The following is a 21,399-nucleotide window of genomic DNA, read 5'->3' as shown; positions in this document are numbered from 1 at the left end:
CTGCGGTGCCACAGTTAGATGGCACCCCGACTCACGATTAACGCCAACCACTTGTCTGCACTTGCGAGGATTTTATGGCCCGTTTCGAACTGCAAAAACTCTACATCGACGGCGGTTACACCGACGCCGGTAGCGACGCTACTTTCGATGCCATCAACCCGGCTAACGGCGAAGTCCTCGCTCACGTGCAACGTGCTACCAAAGAAGACGTTGAGCGCGCTGTTGTCAGCGCTGAAAAAGGCCAGAAAATCTGGGCCGCGATGACGTCGATGGAGCGCTCCCGCATTCTGCGCCGCGCCGTTGAAATCCTGCGTGAGCGCAACGATGAACTGGCCGTCCTGGAAACCCTGGACACCGGCAAGTCGTACTCCGAAACCCGTTACGTTGACATCGTCACCGGCGCCGACGTGCTGGAATACTACGCAGGCCTGGCGACCGCCATCGAAGGCGAGCAGATCCCGCTGCGCACCACCTCTTTTGTTTACACGCGCCGCGAGCCGTTAGGCGTGGTCGCCGGTATCGGCGCGTGGAACTACCCGATCCAAATCGCGTTGTGGAAATCCGCCCCGGCGCTGGCTGCCGGTAACGCGATGATCTTCAAACCAAGCGAAGTCACGTCGCTGACCACGTTGAAGCTGGCTGAAATCTTCACCGAAGCAGGCTTGCCAAACGGTGTGTTCAACGTACTGACCGGCAGCGGCCGTGAAGTCGGCGCCTGGCTGACCGAGCACCCGCGCATCGAGAAAATTTCGTTCACTGGCGGCGTTGAAACCGGCAAGAAAGTCACCGCCAGCGCCACGCAATCGACCTTGAAAGAAGTGACCATGGAACTGGGCGGCAAGTCGCCGCTGATCATTTTTGACGATGCCGACCTAGATCGCGCAGCTGATACCGCGATGATGGCCAACTTCTACAGCTCGGGTCAGGTGTGCACCAACGGCACCCGCGTGTTCATCCCGACTGCGCTCAAAGCCGCCTTTGAAGCCAAAATTGTGGAACGCGTTGCACGCATCCGCATCGGCAACCCAGAAGACGAAAACACCAACTTCGGCCCACTGGTCAGCTTTGCTCACATGGAAAGCGTGCTGGGCTACATTGCCAAAGGCAAGGAAGAAGGCGCTCGCCTGTTGTGCGGCGGCGAACGCCTGACCGAAGGTGCCCTGGCCAAAGGCGCATTCGTGGCACCGACCGTGTTCACCGACTGCACCGACGAGATGACCATCGTCAAAGAAGAAATCTTTGGCCCGGTAATGAGCATCCTCACGTACGACAGCGAAGATGAAGTGATCCGCCGCGCCAACGACACCGAGTTCGGCTTGGCCGCGGGTGTGGTGACCAAAGACCTGAGCCGCGCGCACCGCGTGATTCATCAACTGGAAGCGGGTATCTGCTGGATCAACGCGTGGGGCGAGTCCGACGCAAAAATGCCGGTCGGCGGCTACAAGCAGTCGGGCATTGGCCGTGAAAACGGCATCAGCTCGCTGGCGCAGTACACCCAGATCAAATCGGTACAGGTCGAACTGGGCGATTACGCCTCAGTGTTCTGAGGAGCGGCAAGCTGTTAGCTGCAAGCGGCAAGTTACAGCCCGATCAAAAGCGGCTTTAACTTGCCCCCCCATTCTCATTGACAACGCTCGCTGCGTTTACTTGCAGCTTGAAGCTTGTAACTTCCCGCTGGAGGAAGCATGACGACTGACTACGATTACATTATTGTGGGGGCCGGCTCTGCCGGTAACACCTTGGCGACCCGTCTGACTGAAGACCCAGGCGTCACCGTGCTGCTGCTTGAAGCTGGCGGCCCGGACTACCGTTTAGATTTCCGTACCCAGATGCCTGCGGCACTGGCGTTTCCGCTGCAAGGCCGTCGCTACAATTGGGCCTTTGAAACCGACCCAGAACCGCACATGGACGGCCGCCGCATGGAATGTGGCCGTGGCAAGGGCCTGGGCGGCTCTTCGCTGATCAACGGCATGTGCTACATCCGTGGCAACGCGCTGGACTACGACGGCTGGGCGAAAAACCCGGGCCTCGAAGACTGGTCGTACCTGGACTGCCTGCCGTATTTCCGCAAGGCCGAAACCCGCGACATCGGCCCTAACGACTACCACGGTGGCGATGGCCCAGTTAGCGTGACCACGCCAAAAGCGGGCAACAACGTGTTGTTCCACGCCATGGTTGAAGCAGGCGTACAAGCCGGTTACCCGCGCACTGAAGACTTGAACGGCTACCAGCAAGAAGGTTTCGGCCCGATGGACCGTACCGTGACGCCTAACGGTCGTCGCGCCAGTACCGCTCGCGGTTACCTAGACACCGCCAAGCAGCGTTCGACCCTGACTATCGTCACCCACGCCCTGACCGACAAAATTGTGTTTGAAGGCAAGCGTGCCGTCGGCGTGCATTACATGACCGGCGACAACCACGTACGCATTGAAGCCCGTGCGCGCAAGGAAGTGCTGCTGTGCAGTGGCGCCATCGGTTCGCCGACCGTGCTGCAACGCTCCGGCGTTGGCCCGGCCGAACTGCTAAACAGCCTCGACATTCCTGTGGTGCACGACCTGCCGGGTGTAGGCCAAAACCTGCAAGACCACCTTGAGCTGTACCTGCAATACGCGTGTACTCAGCCAGTGTCGCTGTACCCATCGCTGCTCTGGTACAACCAGCCCGCGATTGGCGCGGAGTGGTTGTTCCTAGGCAAAGGCATTGGCGCCAGCAACCAGTTCGAAGCCGGTGGTTTTATCCGCACCCGCGAGCATTTCGACTGGCCGAACATTCAGTACCACTTCTTGCCGGTGGCGATTAACTACAACGGCAGCAATGGCGTGAAAGAGCACGGTTTCCAGGCGCACATGGGCTCCATGCGCTCGCCAAGCCGGGGCCGGATTAACGTGAAGTCCAAGGACCCGCGTGAGTACCCGAGCATCCTGTTCAACTACATGTCCTCTGAGCAAGACTGGCAAGAGTTCCGCGACGGCATCCGCCTGACCCGTGAAATCATGCAGCAACCTGCGTTGGATGCGTTCCGTGGCCGTGAAATCAGCCCCGGTATCGACAAGCAGACCGATGAAGAGCTGGACACGTTTATCCGTGAACACGCCGAGACCGCGTTTCACCCGTCTTGCTCGTGCAAAATGGGCACCGACGAGATGGCCGTGGTTGACGGCGAAGGCCGCGTGCATGGCCTGCAGGGTCTGCGCGTGGTTGATGCCTCGATCATGCCGCTCATCACCACGGGTAACTTGAACGCGCCGACGATCATGATCGCCGAGAAAATCGCCGACAAGATCCGTGGTCGCCAGCCACTGCCGCGCAGCACCGCCGACTACTACGTCGCAGGCGACGCGCCAGTACGTGGCAAGCCACTGCGTGACGTGAGCCGTACCGCGCAGTAACACCGCAATACGCAATAACTGTAGTCGCTGCCGCAGGCTGCGATGAGGTCCCTGGAGACTTCAAGATAACGGGTTGCTCCGCAACCCTTCGCAGCCTTCGGCAGCGACTACGGGCTTTTCATTTCATTCTCCCCCGCTTGCCCCCACCTCAACGCAGGCCTACTCTAGACCCTCGTTTCGCGCCTCACTCCCCGCTGTACACCCGATTCCCCGCTTTCGGAGATCCGTGCATGTTCGATTTTTACCCTCAGCTCCAGCAACGCTTTGCCGCGCTGCGCACGCGGGCCGAGTTCTTTTCGCTGCGTTATGTACGCGAGTCGGGGCAATACCTGTCGGTACGCAAGAATGTTGCAGAACCCCCGTCATTCAGGCACGACCAAGGCGCCATGCTGACGGTGCGACTCAAAGGGGTTGAAGCCTATGCCGCGACCAATGACCTGTCGCACGCCGGGCTGCAAGCGGCCCTCGAACGCGCCGAAGCCCAAGCCCAGCTGATTGCCGACCACGCGCTGCTCGATCTGAGCCAAGAGCCGGTTTCCAGCGCACAGGCCGATTATTTTTCACCCAATCTTGATCAGGCCTTCCCGTCGCTGAGTGAGTGCTATGAACTGCTGAGTGCAGAATCAGCCTCTGTGCCCAAAGACGAGCGACTGGTGAGCTGGGAGGTCTCGCTCGGCCTGACTAACGTCGAACAGATCTACCTGAACAGTGCGGGCGCCGAGCTGCGCCAAGCCCAGCGTTTTGTATTTCCCGGCATCAGCGTCACCGCCTATGACGGCAACGACAGCCAAAGCCGCAGCTTAGGCCGCGAGAACTTTGGCCAGCAAGGCGGCTTTGATGCGATCAGCCGCAGTGGGCTGATCGGCGCAGGCCCCACGGTCGCCGATCAGGCACTGCAACTGTTGCTTGCGCCTAACACCCCACACGGCAAGCGCGACCTGCTACTGATGCCCGACCAGATGATTCTGCAAATCCACGAGTCCATCGGTCACCCGCTGGAGCTGGACCGCATTCTGGGTGATGAGCGCAACTACGCAGGCACCAGTTTTGTTAAAACCAGCGATTTCGGCCACCTGCAATACGGCTCAACATTGCTTAACGTAACCTTCGACCCGACCATCCCGGAGCAACTCGCCAGCTATCGTTTTGACGATGACGGCACCCCGGCGCACAAAGCATTTCTGATCCGCGAAGGCGTGCTGCTGCGCCCGTTGGGCGGGGCGCTGTCGCAGTTCCGCGCAGGCCTTGAAGGCGTGGCCAACAGCCGCGCGTGCAGTTGGAACCGCGCGCCGATTGACCGCATGGCCAACCTCAACATCGAGCCCGGCGATCAATCGCTGGCGCAGATGATTGGCGGCATCGAAAACGGCATTTTGATGGCCAACAACCGCTCGTGGTCGATTGACGATGCCCGCAACAAATTCCAGTTCGGTTGCGAATGGGGCCAATTGATCGAGAACGGCGAGCTCAAGGGTGTGGTCAAAAACCCCAACTACCGAGGTATTTCCGAGCAGTTCTGGCGCAACCTCAGCGCCGTGGGCGATGCCAGCACCTTCAAAGTGTTGGGCACACCCAATTGCGGCAAAGGCGAACCGAACCAGGTGATCCGCGTGGGCCATGCGTCCCCGGCGTGTGTGTTCAGTAACATTGATGTGTTTGGAGGTGATGCCTGATGAGTACCCCATTGAGTCAGGCCGAGCAGTTCGAAGGGTTGGTAGCGTGGCTGCGGAACGCGATTCAAAGCCCCGAGCAATTCACCCTGGGCTACGACGCCGAAGCCTCTGAATTTATCCGCTTTAACAAGGGCAAGGTTCGCCAGGCCGGGCAGGTGCAACAGGCCAGTATCGTCCTCAAGCTGATTAACAACGGTCGTCATGCCAGCGTCAGCGTCACGTTGGCAGGTGCGCCCGCTGACGATCAGCAGCGCGTGGCCCATGCACTGAAACAACTGCGTGAAACCTTGCCGCTGCTGCCAGCCGATCCGTACTTACGGCTTAACCCACAGCCTTGGCACAGCCACAACGTGCAGGCCGATCCCTTGCCAAACACCGCTCAGGTGCTCGATGACATCCGCCATGCCGCCGCTGGTGTCGATCTGGTTGGGTTCTACGCCTGCGGCCCGATCAGCTATGGCTATGCCAGTTCTGAAGGTGCGTTTGGCTGGCATCAGGCCAACAGCTTTAACTTTGACTGGAGCCTGTTCCACAGCAACGGCCAAGCGGTGAAAGCCAGCTACGCCGGGGCCGATTGGAACAGCGAACGCTTCGCCCAGCGCATGCAACTGGCACGCGAGCAATTGGCGTTTCTGGACCGCCCGGTGCACGTTCTCGCGCCTGGCCAGTACCGTGCCTACTTGGCGCCCGCGGCGCTGGAAGAAGTGATGAGCATGTTGTGCTGGGGCGGTTTCTCGGCGCAGGCCTTGGCGAGTAAATACAGCCCGCTGCAAAAGCTCTACGGCGGGGATGCCTCATTAAGCCCGCTGGTGTCACTGGACGAACACGTGAGCCAATCCTTGAGCCCTGCTTTTTCGGGCGAAGGGTATCCGCGTCAGGATTTGTCGCTGGTCAAACAGGGCAAGGCCCATCAGCAATTGGTCGGTTCGCGTAGCGCGGCCGAGTATGGACTGGAGGTCAACGGCGCCCCTTCGGGTGAAGCCCCCAGCGCACTGGCAATGGCCGCAGGAACACTGGCGCAAGCCGATATTCTTAAGCAACTGGGCACCGGTCTGTACATCAGCAACCTGTGGTACTTGAACTATTCTGATCAACCAGCAGCGCGCCTCACGGGCATGACGCGTTTTGCCACCTTCTGGGTTGAAGACGGCCAGATCAAGGCGCCGGTCAACACCATGCGTTTTGATGACAGCGTATACAGCCTGCTGGGTTCAGAGCTTGAAGCGCTGACCGCAGACCGGGAGCTGTTGTTGTCGGCCAGTACGTACGACCAGCGCCAGACTGCGTCGAACCTGCTGCCGGGTGCGTTGGTTAAAAAACTCACCTTGACGCTGTAAGAGGCAACATCACGCTGAGTTGTGGGAGCGGGCTTGCTCGCGATGGCAGCGGCGCGGTGAAGCAGACAAACCGAGTTGTCTGCATCGCGAGCAAGCCCGCTCCCACAGGTTCTTTGATTGAACGTAAAAAGAGGTCCTATGCCCATACGCCCGGTTCTCACGCCTGAAACATTACGCTGGTTGCCGTGGGTGGTGGCCATCGCGTTCTTCATGCAATCGCTCGACGGTACCATCCTTAATACCGCCCTCCCCGACATGGCCCGCGACCTCAAGGAAAACCCGCTGCGCATGCAAGGGGTAATCGTTGCGTACATGCTCACAGTGGCCTTGCTGATCCCGGCGTCGGGCTGGATCGCTGACCGCTTCGGCACCAAAAAGATCTTCTTCAGTGCCATTCTGCTGTTCAGTCTCGGATCGCTGTTTTGCGCGGTGTCGAACACCCTCAACGAATTGATTGCAGCCCGCGTTTTGCAAGGCCTGGGCGGTGCCTTAATGATCCCGGTCGGGCGCTTGGTGGTGCTCAAAGCCTATCCGCGCTCGGAACTGGTACGCATCATGGGGTTTATCACCATCCCCGGCCTGCTCGGCCCGCTGATCGGCCCGACCATGGGCGGCTGGATGGTGCAGTACCTGAGCTGGCACTGGATTTTCTTGATCAACTTGCCAGTGGGCATGCTCGGCTGCTGGGCCGTCTGGCACTTTATCCCGGACTTGCGCGGCGACGAACGCACGCGCTTCGACGCATTGGGTTTTGTGCTGTTTGGCGCAGCCATGGTGTTTATCACCATTGCGATGGAAGGCCTAGGCGAGTTGCACATGCCGCACCTGCGGGTGATGTTGCTGCTGTTTGCAGGGCTGGCGTGCCTGGCCGCGTATTGGTTGCGCGCAGCCAATATCAGCAACCCGCTGTTCTCGCCGGTGCTGTTTAAAACCAAAACCTTTGCCGTGGGCATTTTGGGCAACTTGTTCGCCCGCTTGGGCAGTGGCGCGTTGCCGTTTCTGGTGCCGTTGCTGCTGCAAGTAGCCTTGGGCTATTCGCCCTCGCAAGCCGGGATGAGCATGTTGCCGCTCGCGGCAGCCGCAATGCTGGCCAAGTGGGTAGCGCGGCCACTGATCGAGCGCCTGGGCTATCGCACCATTCTGACCGGCAACACGCTCGCACTCGGGATCATGCTGGCCAGCATGGGCCTGGTCACCGCGCAGACACCCTACCCGCTACTGCTGGCGATGCTGGCCGTTCTTGGCGCGATCAACTCCTTGCAGTTCACGGCGATGAACACCGTGACCCTGATTGACCTCGATGACGCCAGCGCCAGCAGCGGTAACAGCTTGCTGTCGGTTGTGGCGCAACTGTCGCTCGGTCTGGGCGTTGCATGTGCCGGCGCCCTGCTGGGCGGCTTCACCGGGGACGGCGCCAATGACGGCGTGGACACGGTGCTGGGCGCGTTCCAACTGACCTTCCTGACGGTCGGGATTATGGCCATGCTGGCGGCGGCGATTTTCTTGCAACTGTCACCGCAAGACGGGCGCAAACCCAAAGCCAACTCGGAGCATGATCTGGACCATTAATACCCTCCGTTCCTCCGGGGTCCGGGGTACTTCTCGTCCAGAATGTTCTGGCAATGGGCACAGGGCTGTTACACTGCGCGACATTTTGTTTTGCAGGCCAGTCCCGTGACCACCATTGCCACCGCTTTTAACACTCTGCCTCTGTCCGCCGCCATGTTGGCTAACCTCGACTCCCTCGGTTATGCCCAGATGACGCCGATTCAGGCGCAGAGCTTGCCGGTGATTCTTAAAGGCATGGACCTGATCGCTCAGGCCAAGACCGGCAGCGGCAAAACCGCTGCATTCGGCATCGGCCTGCTGAACCCGATCAACCCGCGCTTCTTCGGTTGCCAAGCGCTGGTGATCTGCCCAACGCGTGAACTGGCTGACCAAGTCGCCAAGGAAATCCGCCGTCTGGCCCGTGCCGAAGACAACATCAAAGTGCTGACCCTGTGTGGCGGCGTGTCGTTCGGCCCGCAAATCGGTTCGCTGGAGCACGGCGCGCACATCATCGTCGGCACCCCGGGCCGTATCCAACAACACTTGCGTAAAGGCTCGCTAGTACTCGATGGCCTGAACACGCTGGTGCTCGACGAAGCTGACCGCATGCTCGACATGGGTTTCTACGACGCCATCGAAGACATCATTCAGCAGACCCCTGAACGCCGTCAGACCTTGCTGTTCTCGGCCACTTACCCGGTGGGCATCAAGCAGCTGTCGTCCAAGTTCATGCGTAACCCGCAACAGGTCAAAGCTGAAGCGCTGCACACCGACAGCCAAATCGAACAGCGTTTCTACGAGATCTCGCCTGAAGAACGCATGAGTGCCGTGACCAAAGTGCTGGGGCACTTCCGTCCGCAATCGTGCGTAGCGTTCTGCTTCACCAAGCAGCAGGTGCAGGAAACCGTTGATCACCTGACCTCCAAAGGTATTTCTGCGGTCGGCCTGCACGGCGATTTGGAACAACGCGACCGCGATCAAGTGCTGGCGATGTTCGCCAACCGCTCGACGTCGGTACTGGTGGCGACTGACGTTGCGGCCCGAGGCCTGGACATCGACGCACTCGACATGGTGATCAACGTTGAGTTGGCCCGCGATTCGGAAATCCACATTCACCGCGTTGGCCGTACCGGTCGCGCTGGTGAAAAAGGCATTGCGATCAGCTTGGTGGCACCGTCCGAAGCGCATCGCGCCCAGGCCATCGAGCAATTGCAGAAAGCCCCGCTGAACTGGGAATCGCTAGACTCGCTCACCTCTCAAGGCGGCGCACCCTTGCTGCCAACCATGAGCACACTGGTGATCGGTGCAGGCCGTAAAGATAAAGTTCGCCCAGGCGACATTCTTGGCGCACTGACGGGCGACGCGGGTATCCCGGGCACCCAAGTTGGCAAAATCGCGATCTTTGACTTCCAGGCTTACGTGGCCGTAGACCGCACCATTGCCAAGCAAGCTGCCCAGCGCTTGAGCGACGGCAAAATCAAAGGCCGTTCGCTGCGCGTTCGGGTGCTGTAAACCCATTTAAGAGCCCCTCACCCCAACCCTCTCCCGGAGGGCGAGGGGGCTGATTTGCATACATCTCAGAGATCTCCTCGATCTGGCTCCCTCTCCCTCCGGGAGAGAGCTGGGGTGAGGGCTGTTTTTACCGAGGACACCGCTTTGCGTACCACCGACGTTGTGATTATTGGCGCAGGCGCCGCAGGTTTGATGTGCGCGCTGACCGCTGCCGGGCGTGGGCGCAAGGTGTTGCTGATCGACCACGCCAACAAGGCGGGCAAGAAAATCCTGATGTCGGGCGGTGGCCGTTGCAACTTCACCAATATGTACACCGAACCGAGCAATTTCCTGTCGCAGAACCCGCACTTCTGCAAGTCGGCGCTGGCCCGTTATACCCAATGGGATTTCATCGAAATGGTGAGCAAGCACGGCGTGCCTTACCACGAGAAAAAACTCGGCCAATTGTTCTGCGATAACAAGTCCAGCGACATCCTCGAAATGCTCCTCAGCGAGTGCCAACAGGCGGGCGTCAGCCTGCACTTGGACACCTCGGTTGAGCAGATCGAAAAAACCGACACTGGCTACAGCCTCAAGACCACGCTGGATCAGTTGCACTGCCAGTCGCTGGTGATCGCTACCGGCGGTCTGTCGATCCCGACCCTCGGCGCCACCGGGTTTGGTTATCAAGTGGCCAAGCAGTTTGGCCACACGTTGCTGCCAACCCGCGCCGGGGTGGTGCCGTTCACCATTACCGATCAGCTCAAAGAGATCTGTACCGAGCTCTCGGGCACCTCGGTGGACTGTCTGGTGAGCTGCAACGATCACAGCTTTCGCGAGAACATTCTGTTTACTCACCGCGGCCTGAGTGGCCCGGCGATTTTGCAGATATCGTCGTTCTGGAACAGCGGCGACACGGTTGAGATCAACCTGCTGCCGGACCTGGACGCGCTGAGCTGGCTGCAAGCCCAACAGGCAGAGCGCCCGAACAGCGAGCTGAAAACCCTGCTCGGTGAAGTCTTCACCAAGAAGATGGCCAATTTGCTGGCTGAACACTGGTTTGTGTCCAAGCCCATGAAGCAATACACCCCAAGCGAACTGGCCGACGTGGCGGACAAACTGGCGAGCTGGAAAGTCGTGCCCGCCGGAACCGAAGGCTATCGCACTGCCGAGGTCACGCTGGGCGGCGTGGACACCCGCGAAGTGTCGTCCAAAACGATGGAATCGCTGAAAAGCCCAGGGCTGTATTTTGTCGGCGAAGTACTGGATGTGAGCGGCCACCTGGGTGGCTTCAACTTCCAGTGGGCCTGGGCGTCGGGGTATGCAGCCGCGCAGTTTGTGTAGCGCTGCCAACTTTGTAGCAGTTGAGGAGCCTCGCGAGGCTACCTCCGGCTGCGTAGCAGTCGTAAATGGGCTATCGCTGCTCTCCAGTTAAACCGAGTTCTCTGGCTTTACGATCGCTGCGCAATCGGACGTAGCCTCGCCTCGCGAGGCAACTGCTACGAGATCCAGGCAAACATTCAACTCGGGGTTGCATTTAGGCAAAAAAATATTTTCTATTCGATGTGAACAGTGCCATTGCGCTAACGTCTTATCTGGCTCAATTTAGCCAATCACGCGCCAGGCACCGTCACTTCATGTCATCGAAAAGCTTCAGGCATTCACTGCGCCGCTTATGGGCGCGGGACAAGTTCAGTTACAGCGTTCGGGTGTTCATTGCCCTGACCGGCAGCATGGCTTTTTGCTGGTACCAAGATGAGATGAAGCTGTTAATCCCACTGTTTTTGGGGATTATCGCCAGCGCCTTGTCCGAAACCGATGACAGCTGGCAGGGTCGCCTCAATGCCCTGCTGGTGACGCTGGTGTGTTTCACCGCCTCGGCTATCACCGTCGAATTGTTATTCCCCTACCCGTGGCTCATGGTATGTGGCCTGGCACTGGCCAGTTTTGCCCTGACCATGCTCGGGGCGTTAGGTGAGCGCTACGGGGCAATTGCCTCTGCGACGCTGATTCTGGCCGTGTACACGATGATCGGGGTGGATCAACGCGGCGGCGAAGTGACCGATTTCTGGCATGAACCTTTGCTGTTGGTGGCAGGCGCTGCGTGGTACGGATTGCTCTCGGTGCTGTGGCAGGCACTGTTTTCCAATCAGCCGGTGCAACAAAGTCTGTCGCGGTTGTTCTGGGAGCTTGGCCTCTACCTCAAGCTCAAGTCGGCGCTGTTTGAACCCATTCGCAATCTCGATGTAGAAGCCGGTCGACTGGAACTGGCCCGACAAAACGGCCGCGTCGTGGCCGCGCTGAACACTGCCAAAGAAATCATTTTGCACCGGGTCGGCAATTCACGGCCGGGCTCAAAAATCAGTCGCTACCTCAAGCTGTACTTCCTCGCGCAAGACATCCACGAACGTGCCAGCTCATCGCACTACCCGTACAACGCGCTGGCCGATGCCTTTTTCCACAGTGACGTAATGTTCCGCTGCCAACGCCTGCTGCGCCAGCAAGGCGTGGCCTGCCAGCGCCTCTCAGACTCGATCAAGCTGCGCCAGCCGTTTGTCTATGACGACAGCTTTGCCGAGGCGCTGGGCGACCTGCACGCCTCCCTCGAACACTTGCGCATCCAGAGCAACCCGGCCTGGCGCGGGCTGTTGCGTTCATTGCGAGCCCTAGCGGCCAACCTCGGCACACTGGACCGCTTGTTAAGTGATGCCGGCAACCCCGACACCCTGGCAGACGCGACCGACAGCAGCCTGCTGGACCGTTCGCCCCGTAACCTCAAGGATGTATGGTCGCGCTTGCGCCAGCACCTGACGCCAACATCGCTGATCTTCCGCCACGCCCTGCGCTTGCCGTTGGCACTGAGCATCGGTTTTGGGATGGTGCACTGGATTCACCCAAGCCAAGGTTACTGGATCATCCTTACGACGTTGTTCGTGTGCCAGCCGAGTTATGGCGCGACGCGACGCAAGTTCAGCCAGCGGATCATAGGTACCGCCATTGGCTTAGCCGTGGGCTGGGCGCTGTTTGATCTGTTCCCTAACCCACTGGTGCAATCGATGTTTGCGGTGGTCGCCGGGGTGGTGTTCTTTATCAACCGAACCACGCGCTACACCCTGAGCACGGCGGCGATCACGTTGATGATTCTGTTCTGCTTCAATCAGGTGGGCGACAGTTACGGGCTGTTCCTGCCACGGCTGTTCGATACCTTGGTGGGCAGCGTGATTGCGGCCGCAGCGGTGTTCTTGTTCTTGCCGGACTGGCAGGGTCGACGGCTCAATCAGGCGCTGGCCAACACCTTGAGTTGTAACAGCCAGTACCTGCGCCAGATCATGCAGCAATATGCGCAGGGCAAAAGCGACAACTTGGCGTATCGTCTGGCGCGACGTAACGCCCACAACGCCGACGCTGCGTTATCGACCACACTAGCCAACATGCTGATGGAGCCGGGGCACTTCCGTAAGGACGCCGACATGGGCTTCCGCTTTCTGGTGCTGTCACACACCTTGCTCAGCTATTTGTCGGGCCTGGGTGCACACCGCGATACCGAGTTGCCGAGTGAAATGCGCGAACACCTGATCGAAGGCGCGGGGCAGCGCATCGCTGACAGCATCGACCTGATCGCCCAAGGCCTGGCCGCCAAACTCCCGGTGGCCGTACAGAGTGATGAGGAAGAGACGCTGGCCAACGAGCTGGAACAAATGCCAGATGACATCGATGAGAACCAGCGGCTGGTGCAAACCCAATTGGCGCTGATTTGCCGCCAACTGGGTCCACTGCGCACCTTGGCTGCGCATTTGGTCAAAGCGCCGTAGCCCGTGTCGCAACTTGGCGTGACTGAGCTTCACGCCTACTATCGGGTTATCGTTTTGATAACAAGGACAACACCGTGACCACTGATTGGCTGTGCAAACACCATAACGATCTGGGCAAAGAACAGCTCTACGCCATTTTGGAGCTGCGCTCGGAGGTCTTCGTCGTCGAGCAGAAATGCGCTTATCAAGACGTCGATGGGCAGGACCTGTCAGGCGATACGCTGCACGTCATGGGCTGGCAAAACGACAAACTGGTGGCGTATGCGCGCCTGTTGGACCCCGAGTCTCAGGGCGGTGACGTGGTGATTGGCCGCGTTATCATTGCCCCAGCGGGTCGCGGGCAGAAACTTGGGCACAGACTGATTGAAGTGGCCCTGAAACACATCGAAGAATACTGGCCGGACCAACCGGTGTTCATGTCTGCACAGGCGCATTTGCAGCCGTTTTATGAGCAACACGGGTTTAGCGCCGAGGGCGAAACGTACCTTGAAGATGACATCCCGCACATCGGCATGCGCCGGGGCTAAAGCGGCTTAAGGGTAGCCCAGCACTTGTTTGATTTGCGTCAGGTGCTGGCCAACCCAGGCTTTATCGATCGGCCCCCAACTGTGAATCTGATAGCGCCCGGCATGATTACGGCCGCCGTCTTGTTGCTCAAACTCACACACAATGTCCAGATCCGCCAAGGCGGCGATGGTGTCTTGGGCCGTCCTGCGCGGCATGCCGGTGACCTCAGTCAGCGCGGGCACATTACTGGCGGCCTGACTGTCAATCAACCAAGCCACGTACAAACGCCGGTAAAAACTGCTTTTGGTTTTACTGACTTCCATTCAGAACTCCCTTTAAGTAGTACGCCCCTACGGTTAAGTGCGGGCATCTCGCCACGTCAGGTACACCCGCAGGTCAAACTCCAACTGGTGATAACCCGGCAACATGTGTTCGCACAATTTGTAGAACGCTTTGTTGTGGTCGGACTCTTTGAGATGTGCCAGCTCGTGCACCACAATCATCTTCAAAAACTCAGGTGCAGCGTCCTTGAACAGCGAGGCCACGCGCAACTCTTTCTTGGCCTTGAGCTTGCCACCCTGCACCCGCGAAATGGTGGTGTGCAACCCGAGCGCACGATGGGTCAGGTCGAGCCGGTTATCAAACAGTACCTTGTCAAAAGACGGCGCATTGCGCAGGTGCTCTTGTTTGATTTCTTGCGCATAAACGTACAAAGCCTTGTCACTTTGCACCGCATGGCGCTGTGGATAACGCTCACTCAGGTAGGCGCCCAACTGGTCGCGCTCAATCAGTTGGCGCACTTGGTCCTGCAAAGTCTGGGGGTATGCCTGAAGGTATTTGAGAACAGTCATGAGTCGCCAACGCGCAGCGTAAAAGTGCGCCAGTGTAGCGAATTCAGCTCTTATGGCTACCGTGTCAGACTTTTACGCTGCCAATAGGCAGACGCTTCCGAGAAAGCATGACACCCGTAAGCGTTGCTTGCGGCATGGAAAGTGGCGGGGCTATCTTCACCAGTCGCCGATGATCCCCGTGGAAGAGACATGAAAAAGACGACGCCCGACGGTCCCAAAGCAAAGCGCATCAAACGCGATGATCATCAGCACGATGAAGCCACACGGAACATTCTTGATCGCTTGCAGCAAGACTCGCCTGTGGCCCTCGATTCGCTTAAGCCTACTCAAGCACAGATCATCAGCCCGCAGGCGCCATTTGCCGTGTTAGCCGATGTACGCGCAACAGACGCCTTGCTGCACATCTGGGTCATGCTCAAGAGCGCTGAAGAGGTGTCGGATGAAATAACCGAACTGGCCAGTGGCATAGAACGCGGGTTGGTGTGGTCGCTGGTGCACTCGGTCGAAATGTCCCGTGCACTGATAGAAGCATTGCTCAGAGGCAATGGGGTCGATCCGCAGGCTTAAGCTGCAAGCTGCAAGCTGCAAGCTGCAAGCAAAGAGTCGCGTCTTAACTTGCCGCTTGCCGCTAACAACTTGAAGCTGTCTTCCTGACTTAGTTGACCTTGGCGTTCAGCTCACCTTTCAGGTAACGCTGGTACATGGCTTCGAGGGAGATCGGCTTGATCTTCGAAGCGTTACCGGCGGTGCCGAACGCTTCGTAACGTGCGATACACACGTCACGCATGGCCGTCACAGTGGCGCCGAAGAATTTACGCGGGTCAAACTCGCTTGGGTTGGTGGCCATCAGGCGACGCATTGCGCCAGTGGATGCCAGACGCAGGTCGGTGTCGATGTTGACCTTGCGCACGCCGTGCTTGATGCCTTCAACGATTTCTTCTACTGGCACACCGTAGGTTTCTTTGATGTCGCCTCCGTATTCGTTGATGATCGCCAACCACTCTTGTGGCACCGAAGACGAACCGTGCATCACCAGGTGAGTGTTAGGGATGCGCTTGTGGATTTCTTTGATGCGGTCAATCGCCAGCACGTCGCCAGTAGGTGGCTTGGTGAACTTGTAAGCGCCGTGGGAAGTACCGATGGCAATGGCCAGGGCATCCACTTGAGTGCGCTTCACGAAGTCAGCCGCTTCTTCGGGGTCAGTCAGCATTTGGCTGTGATCCAGAACGCCTTCTGCGCCAATGCCGTCTTCTTCGCCAGCCATACCGGTTTCAAGCGAACCCAAGCAGCCCAACTCACCTTCTACCGACACACCGCAAGCGTGCGCCAAGGCAACGGTTTGCTGTGTAACACGAACGTTGTAGTCGTAGTCGGTTGGGGTTTTGCCGTCTTCGCCCAGCGAGCCGTCCATCATGACCGAGCTGAAGCCCAGTTGGATCGAGCGCTGACACACGTCAGGGCTGGTGCCGTGGTCCTGGTGCATGCACACCGGGATATGTGGGAACTCTTCGATTGCCGCCAAAATCAGGTGACGCAAGAAAGGCGCACCCGCGTATTTGCGTGCGCCGGCCGAGGCCTGAACGATCACCGGGGAGTCAGTCTTGTCAGCGGCTTCCATAATGGCGCGCATCTGCTCAAGGTTGTTGACGTTGAAAGCTGGAACGCCGTAGCCGAATTCGGCGGCGTGGTCCAACATCTGGCGCATGCTGATAAGTGCCATTGTGCGTGTCTCTCCCGGACGAGGGTCGTTAATCGTGCAAGCCTGCCGTAGCGGCGGCTGCTATTCAAGTTATTGCAGATCGGGGGTTTATCCCGATTCTGCGAATTCGATGCGGCTGAAACGTTACAGCTCCAGCTATAGCTTCACGCCGTCTGTAGGAGCGAGCTTGCCTCGCGATCTCTTAAAAAAATCAAAAGATCGCGAGGCAAGCTCGCTCCTACAGATGTTGCGGACGCTAAGGGCATCCACGCTCTTTTGAAGCGTGAGGCGTTTCGTACTTTTCCAGCGCCTCAGGCCCTGAGCGTTTATTAACCAGCGGCACGCTTTGCGCCTGCCAATCTGCCTGGTAACAGCCACTCTCTTCAGGAGTTGCGGCTTCTGCCGATGGCTTGGAGGAACCGGAGCAACCGGCCAAAAAGCCCGCGATCATTAACAGCGGTAACAACTTGACCATGTCCATGCTTCCTTTCAGGGCCTGAGTCATTTTCAGTCTTTAGCGCGGCTTTCTAGAATTTCTACAGCAGGCAGTACTTTGCCTTCAACGAACTCTAGAAATGCACCACCGCCAGTCGAGATATAGGAAATTTGATCAGCAATACCGTACTTGTCGATGGCGGCCAATGTGTCACCACCGCCTGCAATCGAGAACGCCTCACTGTCAGCAATAGCCTGGGCCAGTACTTTGGTGCCGTTACCGAACTGGTCGAACTCAAACACGCCGACTGGGCCGTTCCACAGAATAGTCTTGGATGATTTCAACAGTTCGGCAAAGTGCGCAGCCGTTTGTGGACCGATGTCCAAGATCATGTCATCAGCGGCCACATCGTCGATCAATTTGACGGTAGCAGCGGCCGACTCTGCGAATTCCTTGGCCACCACCACGTCAGTCGGCAACGGAACGTTGACCTTGGCGGCGATAGCGCGAGCCGTTTCTAGCAGGTCGGGTTCGTACAGCGATTTGCCGACCGGGTGACCGGCAGCCGCCAGGAAGGTATTGGCAATGCCGCCGCCCACGATCAGCAGGTCGCAGATCTGGCTCAGGCTGTTCAGCACTTCGAGTTTGGTCGACACCTTGGAGCCGGCAACAATGGCCGCCATTGGCTTAGCCGGGGCGCCCAGGGCTTTGCCCAGCGCTTGCAACTCCGCCGCCAGCAATGGACCTGCCGCAGCAACCTTAGCGAATTTGGCGACGCCGTGGGTGGAGCCCTCTGCGCGGTGAGCAGTACCAAACGCGTCCATCACAAACACGTCGCACAGGGCGGCGTATTGCTTGGCCAGTTCGTCGGCGTTTTTCTTCTCGCCTTTGTTAAAGCGCACGTTTTCGAACAACACGATGTCGCCCGCTTTAACGTCGACACCGTTCAGGTAGTCGCTGACCAGCGGCACTTCGCGGCCCAAGGCTTTGCTCAAATAGTCGGCCACTGGCTTCAGGCTGTTTTCAGCCGAGAATTCGCCTTCAGTCGGACGCCCCAAGTGCGAGCAGACCATAACCGCTGCGCCTTTTTCCAGCGCCAGCTTGATGGTCGGCAGCGAAGCAAGGATGCGCGCATCGCTGGTGACGACACCGTCCTTGACTGGGACGTTGAGGTCTTCGCGGATCAGCACGCGTTTACCTTGCAGATCGAGGTCGGTCATCTTTAACACGGTCATGGGTCGCAGTTCCTGAGTGTCTAAAGTTAGAGAGCGGTTTTGGGGTGGGTTACGTGTAAATAGTGCTCTGCCACATCGATCATTCGATTGGCAAAACCCCATTCGTTGTCGAACCAAGCCAGCAGGTTCACCAGCCGTGGGCCGGAAACGCGTGTCTGACTGGCATCGACAATGGCCGAATGCGGGTCATGGTTGAAATCACAACTGGCGTGCGGCAATTCGGTATAGGCCAGCAAGCCTTTAAGTGGGCCGCTCGTCGCCGCCTTGTGCAGCACGCGGTTCACTTCCACGGCGTCGGTGTCGCGCGCCGTGACCAACGTAATATCGAGGCATGACACATTAAGCGTCGGCACTCGCACGGCTTTGGCTTGAATCCGGCCAGCGAGTTCCGGCAATAAACGTTCAATGCCTTTGGCCAGGCCGGTAGACACCGGAATCACCGACTGGAACGCCGAGCGTGTACGACGCAGGTCTTCGTGGTGATAAGCGTCAATCACCGGCTGATCGTTCATCGCCGAGTGAATCGTGGTGATCGACACGTACTCAAGGCCAAATGCTTCATCCAGCAAACGCAACAGCGGCACGCCGCAGTTGGTGGTACAGGACGCGTTGGACACCAGACGCTCGTCGCCGGTCAGGCTGTCTTGGTTAACGCCATAAACGATGGTCGCATCGACATCGGCTTCGCTGGCCATAGGCTGCGAAAACAGTACGCGAGGCGCACCGGCATCAAGGAAACGCTGAGCGTCGGCACGGGTGTGATAGACGCCAGAGCACTCCAGCACCAGGTCAACGCCCAGCGCAGCCCAGTCGATACCTTCGGGGGTGGCACTGCGGAACACTTTCACGCAGTCGCCATTGATATGCAGGCAGTCGCCTTCGATCCGTATGTCGCCGGGAAACCGGCCATGGGTGGAGTCGAAGCGCGTCAAATATTCGAGACTGGCCATGTCGGCCAAATCATTCAGTGCAACGATTTCGAACCCAGCATCTGCCCCTCGCTCAAACAACGCACGCAAGACGCAACGACCAATCCGGCCGTAGCCGTTGAGTGCAACTTTGTAAGGACGCGGTTGAGGCATGGGGTTCTCTTATCAGGGTGTAAACACAACGATCCCCCGTAGGAGCTGCCGCAGGCTGCGATCTTTTGATTTTTAAAAGATCGCAGCCTTCGTACCTCGGCAGCTCCTACGGGGGGATTGCTTAGTCTTCCAGCAACTCTTCAGCCTGACCTAGGATGTTTTCCAGAGTGAAACCGAACTCTTCGAACAAGGCTGGCGCAGGCGCCGACTCGCCGTAGGTGGTCATGCCGATGACGCGACCTTCCAGGCCCACGTACTTGTACCAGTAGTCTGCGTGGGAGGCTTCGATGGCAATACGCGCGCTCACTTGCAGCGGCAGAACCGACTGCTTGTAGCCTGCATCTTGAGCTTCATACACGCTGGTGCATGGCATCGAAACAACACGCACCTTGCGGCCTTGCTCGGTCAGTTTGTCGTAGGCCTGAACAGCCAGACCGACTTCGGAACCGGCAGAGATCAGGATCAGCTCAGGCTCGCCTGCGCAGTCCTTGAGCACGTAGCCACCACGGTTGATGTCGGCAATCTGGCCAGCATCACGGGTTTGGTGTGTCAGGTTCTGACGCGAGAAGATCAACGCGGACGGGCCGTCGTTGCGCTCCAGGGCGAACTTCCACGCCACCGCGGATTCCACTGCGTCGGCTGGGCGCCAAGTGTCCAAGTTCGGCGTGGTCCGCAGGCTGGTCAGTTGCTCAACCGGCTGGTGCGTCGGGCCGTCTTCGCCCAGACCGATGGAGTCGTGGGTGAACACATAGATCACGCGCTGCTTCATCAGGGCCGACATGCGGATGGCGTTGCGGGCGTATTCCATGAACATCAGGAAGGTTGCGCCGTAAGGCACTAGGCCGCCGTGCAGAACCACACCGTTCATGATGGCGCTCATGCCGAACTCACGTACACCGTAGTGCACGTAGTTGCCGCTGGCGTCTTCGCCGGTGATGCTTTTGCAGCCTTTCCAAATGGTCAGGTTGGAACCAGCCAGGTCAGCCGAGCCGCCCAACAGTTCTGGCAGCAGCGGACCAAAGGCGCTCAGGGCGTTTTGGCTAGCTTTACGGCTAGCGATGGTTTCGCCTTTAGCAGCGACTTCAGCAATGTAGGCGTTTGCCTTGGCATCGAAGTCAGCGGGTAGTTTGCCGCTCAGGCGACGGGTCAATTCGCTCGCCAGTTCTGGGAACTCGGCAGCGTAGGCCGCAAAGCGCTTGTCCCACTCGGACTCAACCGCGGCACCGGCTTGTTTAGCATCCCACTCGGCGTAGATATCAGCCGGGATTTCAAATGGGCCGTAGTTCCAGTCCAGCGCCTTACGGGTCAGGGCGATTTCGTCCGCGCCCAATGGAGCACCGTGACTTTCTTCTTTACCTTGCTTGTTCGGCGAACCAAAACCAATGGTGGTTTTGCAGCAGATCAGCGTTGGCTGGTCGCTTTTGCGAGCCGTTTCGATCGCGATTTTGATTTCTTCTGGATCGTGACCGTTAACGTTGCGGATCACTTGCCAGTTGTAGGCTTCGAAACGCTTTGGCGTGTCGTCGGTGAACCAGCCCTCAACTTCGCCATCAATCGAGATGCCGTTGTCGTCGTAGAACGCGATCAGTTTGTTCAGACCCAAGGTGCCGGCCAACGAGCCAACTTCGTGGGAAATGCCTTCCATCATGCAGCCATCACCCAAGAACACGTAGGTGTGATGATCGACAACGTTGTGGCCAGGACGGTTGAACTGCGCGCCCATGACTTTTTCAGCCAAGGCAAAGCCCACGGCGTTAGCCAAGCCCTGCCCCAAAGGACCTGTGGTGGTTTCAACGCCCGGCGTGTAACCGAACTCCGGGTGCCCCGGGGTACGGCTGTGCAGTTGGCGGAAGTTTTTCAGGTCGTCGATCGACAGGTCATAGCCGGTCAGGTGCAGCAACGAGTAGATCAACATCGAACCGTGGCCGTTGGACAGCACAAAGCGGTCACGGTCAGCGAACGACGGGTTGCTCGGGTTGTGCTTCAGATAATCGCGCCACAGTACTTCGGCGATATCCGCCATACCCATAGGGGCACCTGGATGGCCGCTGTTGGCTTTTTGCACGGCATCCATGCTGAGTGCACGAATGGCGTTGGCACGCTCACGACGGCTGGGCATCGCTGTTCTCCTGGGTATTGAAAATTAAATCGAAACGGAAAAAAGGCGAGCATTTTCCCTCACGCACTGCCCTCGGGGCAATGACAGATAGTCGCTTGAAGCGTTTTTCCTGCGCTTAACCGTTCAACCTGTTGAAGATCGGACATTTCATTTCGTTAATCAGCACAGATGCTCCGACAAACGTGCCGGTTACTAATCAATATCAAAAAGTTTTGATATT

17 protein-coding genes are annotated in these 21,399 nt (G+C 58.4%); 10 read left to right on the top strand and 7 right to left on the bottom strand.

The annotated features are described in order from the left end of the window. Window positions 1-74: 74 nt before the first annotated feature. From betB to B347_RS0104425, 9 genes are all read left to right on the top strand, one after another. Window positions 75-1,547 carry a betaine-aldehyde dehydrogenase gene (betB, locus tag B347_RS0104465; protein ID WP_019408509.1) on the top strand — a complete coding sequence of 491 codons (1,473 nt, stop codon included), beginning with the start codon at window positions 75-77 and terminating at the stop codon, window positions 1,545-1,547. 138 nt (window positions 1,548-1,685) lie between these two features. Then, complete coding sequence (gene betA, locus B347_RS0104460) at window positions 1,686-3,389, top strand: choline dehydrogenase (RefSeq protein ID WP_019408508.1); 1,704 nt, start codon at window positions 1,686-1,688, stop codon at window positions 3,387-3,389. Between the two features lie 230 nt (window positions 3,390-3,619). After that, window positions 3,620-5,062, top strand: coding sequence for a TldD/PmbA family protein (locus tag B347_RS0104455; RefSeq protein ID WP_019408507.1), 1,443 nt, complete (start codon window positions 3,620-3,622; stop codon window positions 5,060-5,062). Then, window positions 5,062-6,399: a TldD/PmbA family protein gene (locus tag B347_RS0104450; protein ID WP_019408506.1), complete on the top strand. Its 1,338-nt coding sequence runs from the start codon at window positions 5,062-5,064 to the stop codon at window positions 6,397-6,399. Before B347_RS0104455 ends, B347_RS0104450 begins: the two co-directional genes overlap by 1 nt. Window positions 6,400-6,537: 138 nt before the next feature. Then, complete coding sequence (gene mdtD / locus B347_RS0104445) at window positions 6,538-7,968, top strand: multidrug transporter subunit MdtD (protein WP_019408505.1); 1,431 nt, start codon at window positions 6,538-6,540, stop codon at window positions 7,966-7,968. A gap of 153 nt (window positions 7,969-8,121) precedes the next feature. Beyond that, window positions 8,122-9,459, top strand: coding sequence for an ATP-dependent RNA helicase DbpA (gene dbpA / locus B347_RS0104440; protein ID WP_237719100.1), 1,338 nt, complete (start codon window positions 8,122-8,124; stop codon window positions 9,457-9,459). 144 nt (window positions 9,460-9,603) lie between these two features. Beyond that, on the top strand, window positions 9,604-10,782 hold the full coding sequence (locus B347_RS0104435; protein WP_026013986.1) for an NAD(P)/FAD-dependent oxidoreductase: 1,179 nt from the start codon (window positions 9,604-9,606) through the stop codon (window positions 10,780-10,782). 293 nt (window positions 10,783-11,075) lie between these two features. Next, complete coding sequence (gene yccS, locus B347_RS0104430) at window positions 11,076-13,250, top strand: YccS family putative transporter (RefSeq protein ID WP_019408502.1); 2,175 nt, start codon at window positions 11,076-11,078, stop codon at window positions 13,248-13,250. A 74-nt stretch (window positions 13,251-13,324) separates the two neighbouring features. Next, window positions 13,325-13,777, top strand: coding sequence for a GNAT family N-acetyltransferase (locus B347_RS0104425; protein ID WP_019408501.1), 453 nt, complete (start codon window positions 13,325-13,327; stop codon window positions 13,775-13,777). A gap of 6 nt (window positions 13,778-13,783) precedes the next feature. Here B347_RS0104425 and B347_RS0104420 read toward each other — a convergent pair whose 3' ends face one another. Together B347_RS0104420 and B347_RS0104415 are read right to left on the bottom strand one after the other, a co-directional pair. Further along, a complete protein-coding gene (locus tag B347_RS0104420) occupies window positions 13,784-14,080 on the bottom strand; it encodes a winged helix-turn-helix domain-containing protein (protein ID WP_019408500.1) in 297 nt (98 codons plus the stop codon). 33 nt (window positions 14,081-14,113) lie between these two features. Continuing rightward, window positions 14,114-14,608, bottom strand: a complete 495-nt coding sequence (locus B347_RS0104415) for a M48 family metallopeptidase (protein WP_019408499.1) — start codon at window positions 14,606-14,608, stop codon at window positions 14,114-14,116. Window positions 14,609-14,797: 189 nt separating this feature from the next. Here B347_RS0104415 and B347_RS0104410 point away from each other — a divergent pair, with 189 nt between their 5' ends. Then, complete coding sequence (locus B347_RS0104410) at window positions 14,798-15,175, top strand: hypothetical protein (protein ID WP_019408498.1); 378 nt, start codon at window positions 14,798-14,800, stop codon at window positions 15,173-15,175. Window positions 15,176-15,263: 88 nt separating this feature from the next. On the opposite strand, the gene fba is transcribed toward B347_RS0104410, so the two are convergent. From fba to tkt, 5 genes are all read right to left on the bottom strand, one after another. Beyond that, entirely contained in the window at window positions 15,264-16,328 is a 1,065-nt protein-coding gene (gene fba, locus B347_RS0104405) for a class II fructose-bisphosphate aldolase (protein ID WP_016782491.1), read from the bottom strand. A 235-nt stretch (window positions 16,329-16,563) separates the two neighbouring features. Next, window positions 16,564-16,782, bottom strand: a complete 219-nt coding sequence (locus tag B347_RS0104400) for a hypothetical protein (protein WP_019408497.1) — start codon at window positions 16,780-16,782, stop codon at window positions 16,564-16,566. 32 nt (window positions 16,783-16,814) lie between these two features. Continuing rightward, window positions 16,815-17,978 carry a phosphoglycerate kinase gene (locus B347_RS0104395; RefSeq protein WP_019408496.1) on the bottom strand — a complete coding sequence of 388 codons (1,164 nt, stop codon included), beginning with the start codon at window positions 17,976-17,978 and terminating at the stop codon, window positions 16,815-16,817. 26 nt (window positions 17,979-18,004) lie between these two features. Then, on the bottom strand, window positions 18,005-19,060 hold the full coding sequence (epd, locus tag B347_RS0104390; RefSeq protein ID WP_019408495.1) for an erythrose-4-phosphate dehydrogenase: 1,056 nt from the start codon (window positions 19,058-19,060) through the stop codon (window positions 18,005-18,007). 121 nt (window positions 19,061-19,181) lie between these two features. Beyond that, entirely contained in the window at window positions 19,182-21,179 is a 1,998-nt protein-coding gene (tkt, locus tag B347_RS0104385) for a transketolase (protein WP_019408494.1), read from the bottom strand. Between the last annotated feature and the right edge of the window lie 220 nt (window positions 21,180-21,399).

Source organism: Pseudomonas psychrophila HA-4 (genome assembly GCF_000282975.1).
Classification (GTDB): Bacteria; Pseudomonadota; Gammaproteobacteria; order Pseudomonadales; family Pseudomonadaceae; genus Aquipseudomonas; species Aquipseudomonas psychrophila_A.
The sequence above is the reverse complement of the archived record's forward strand: the minus strand, read 5'-3'. Positions and strand labels throughout refer to the sequence as shown.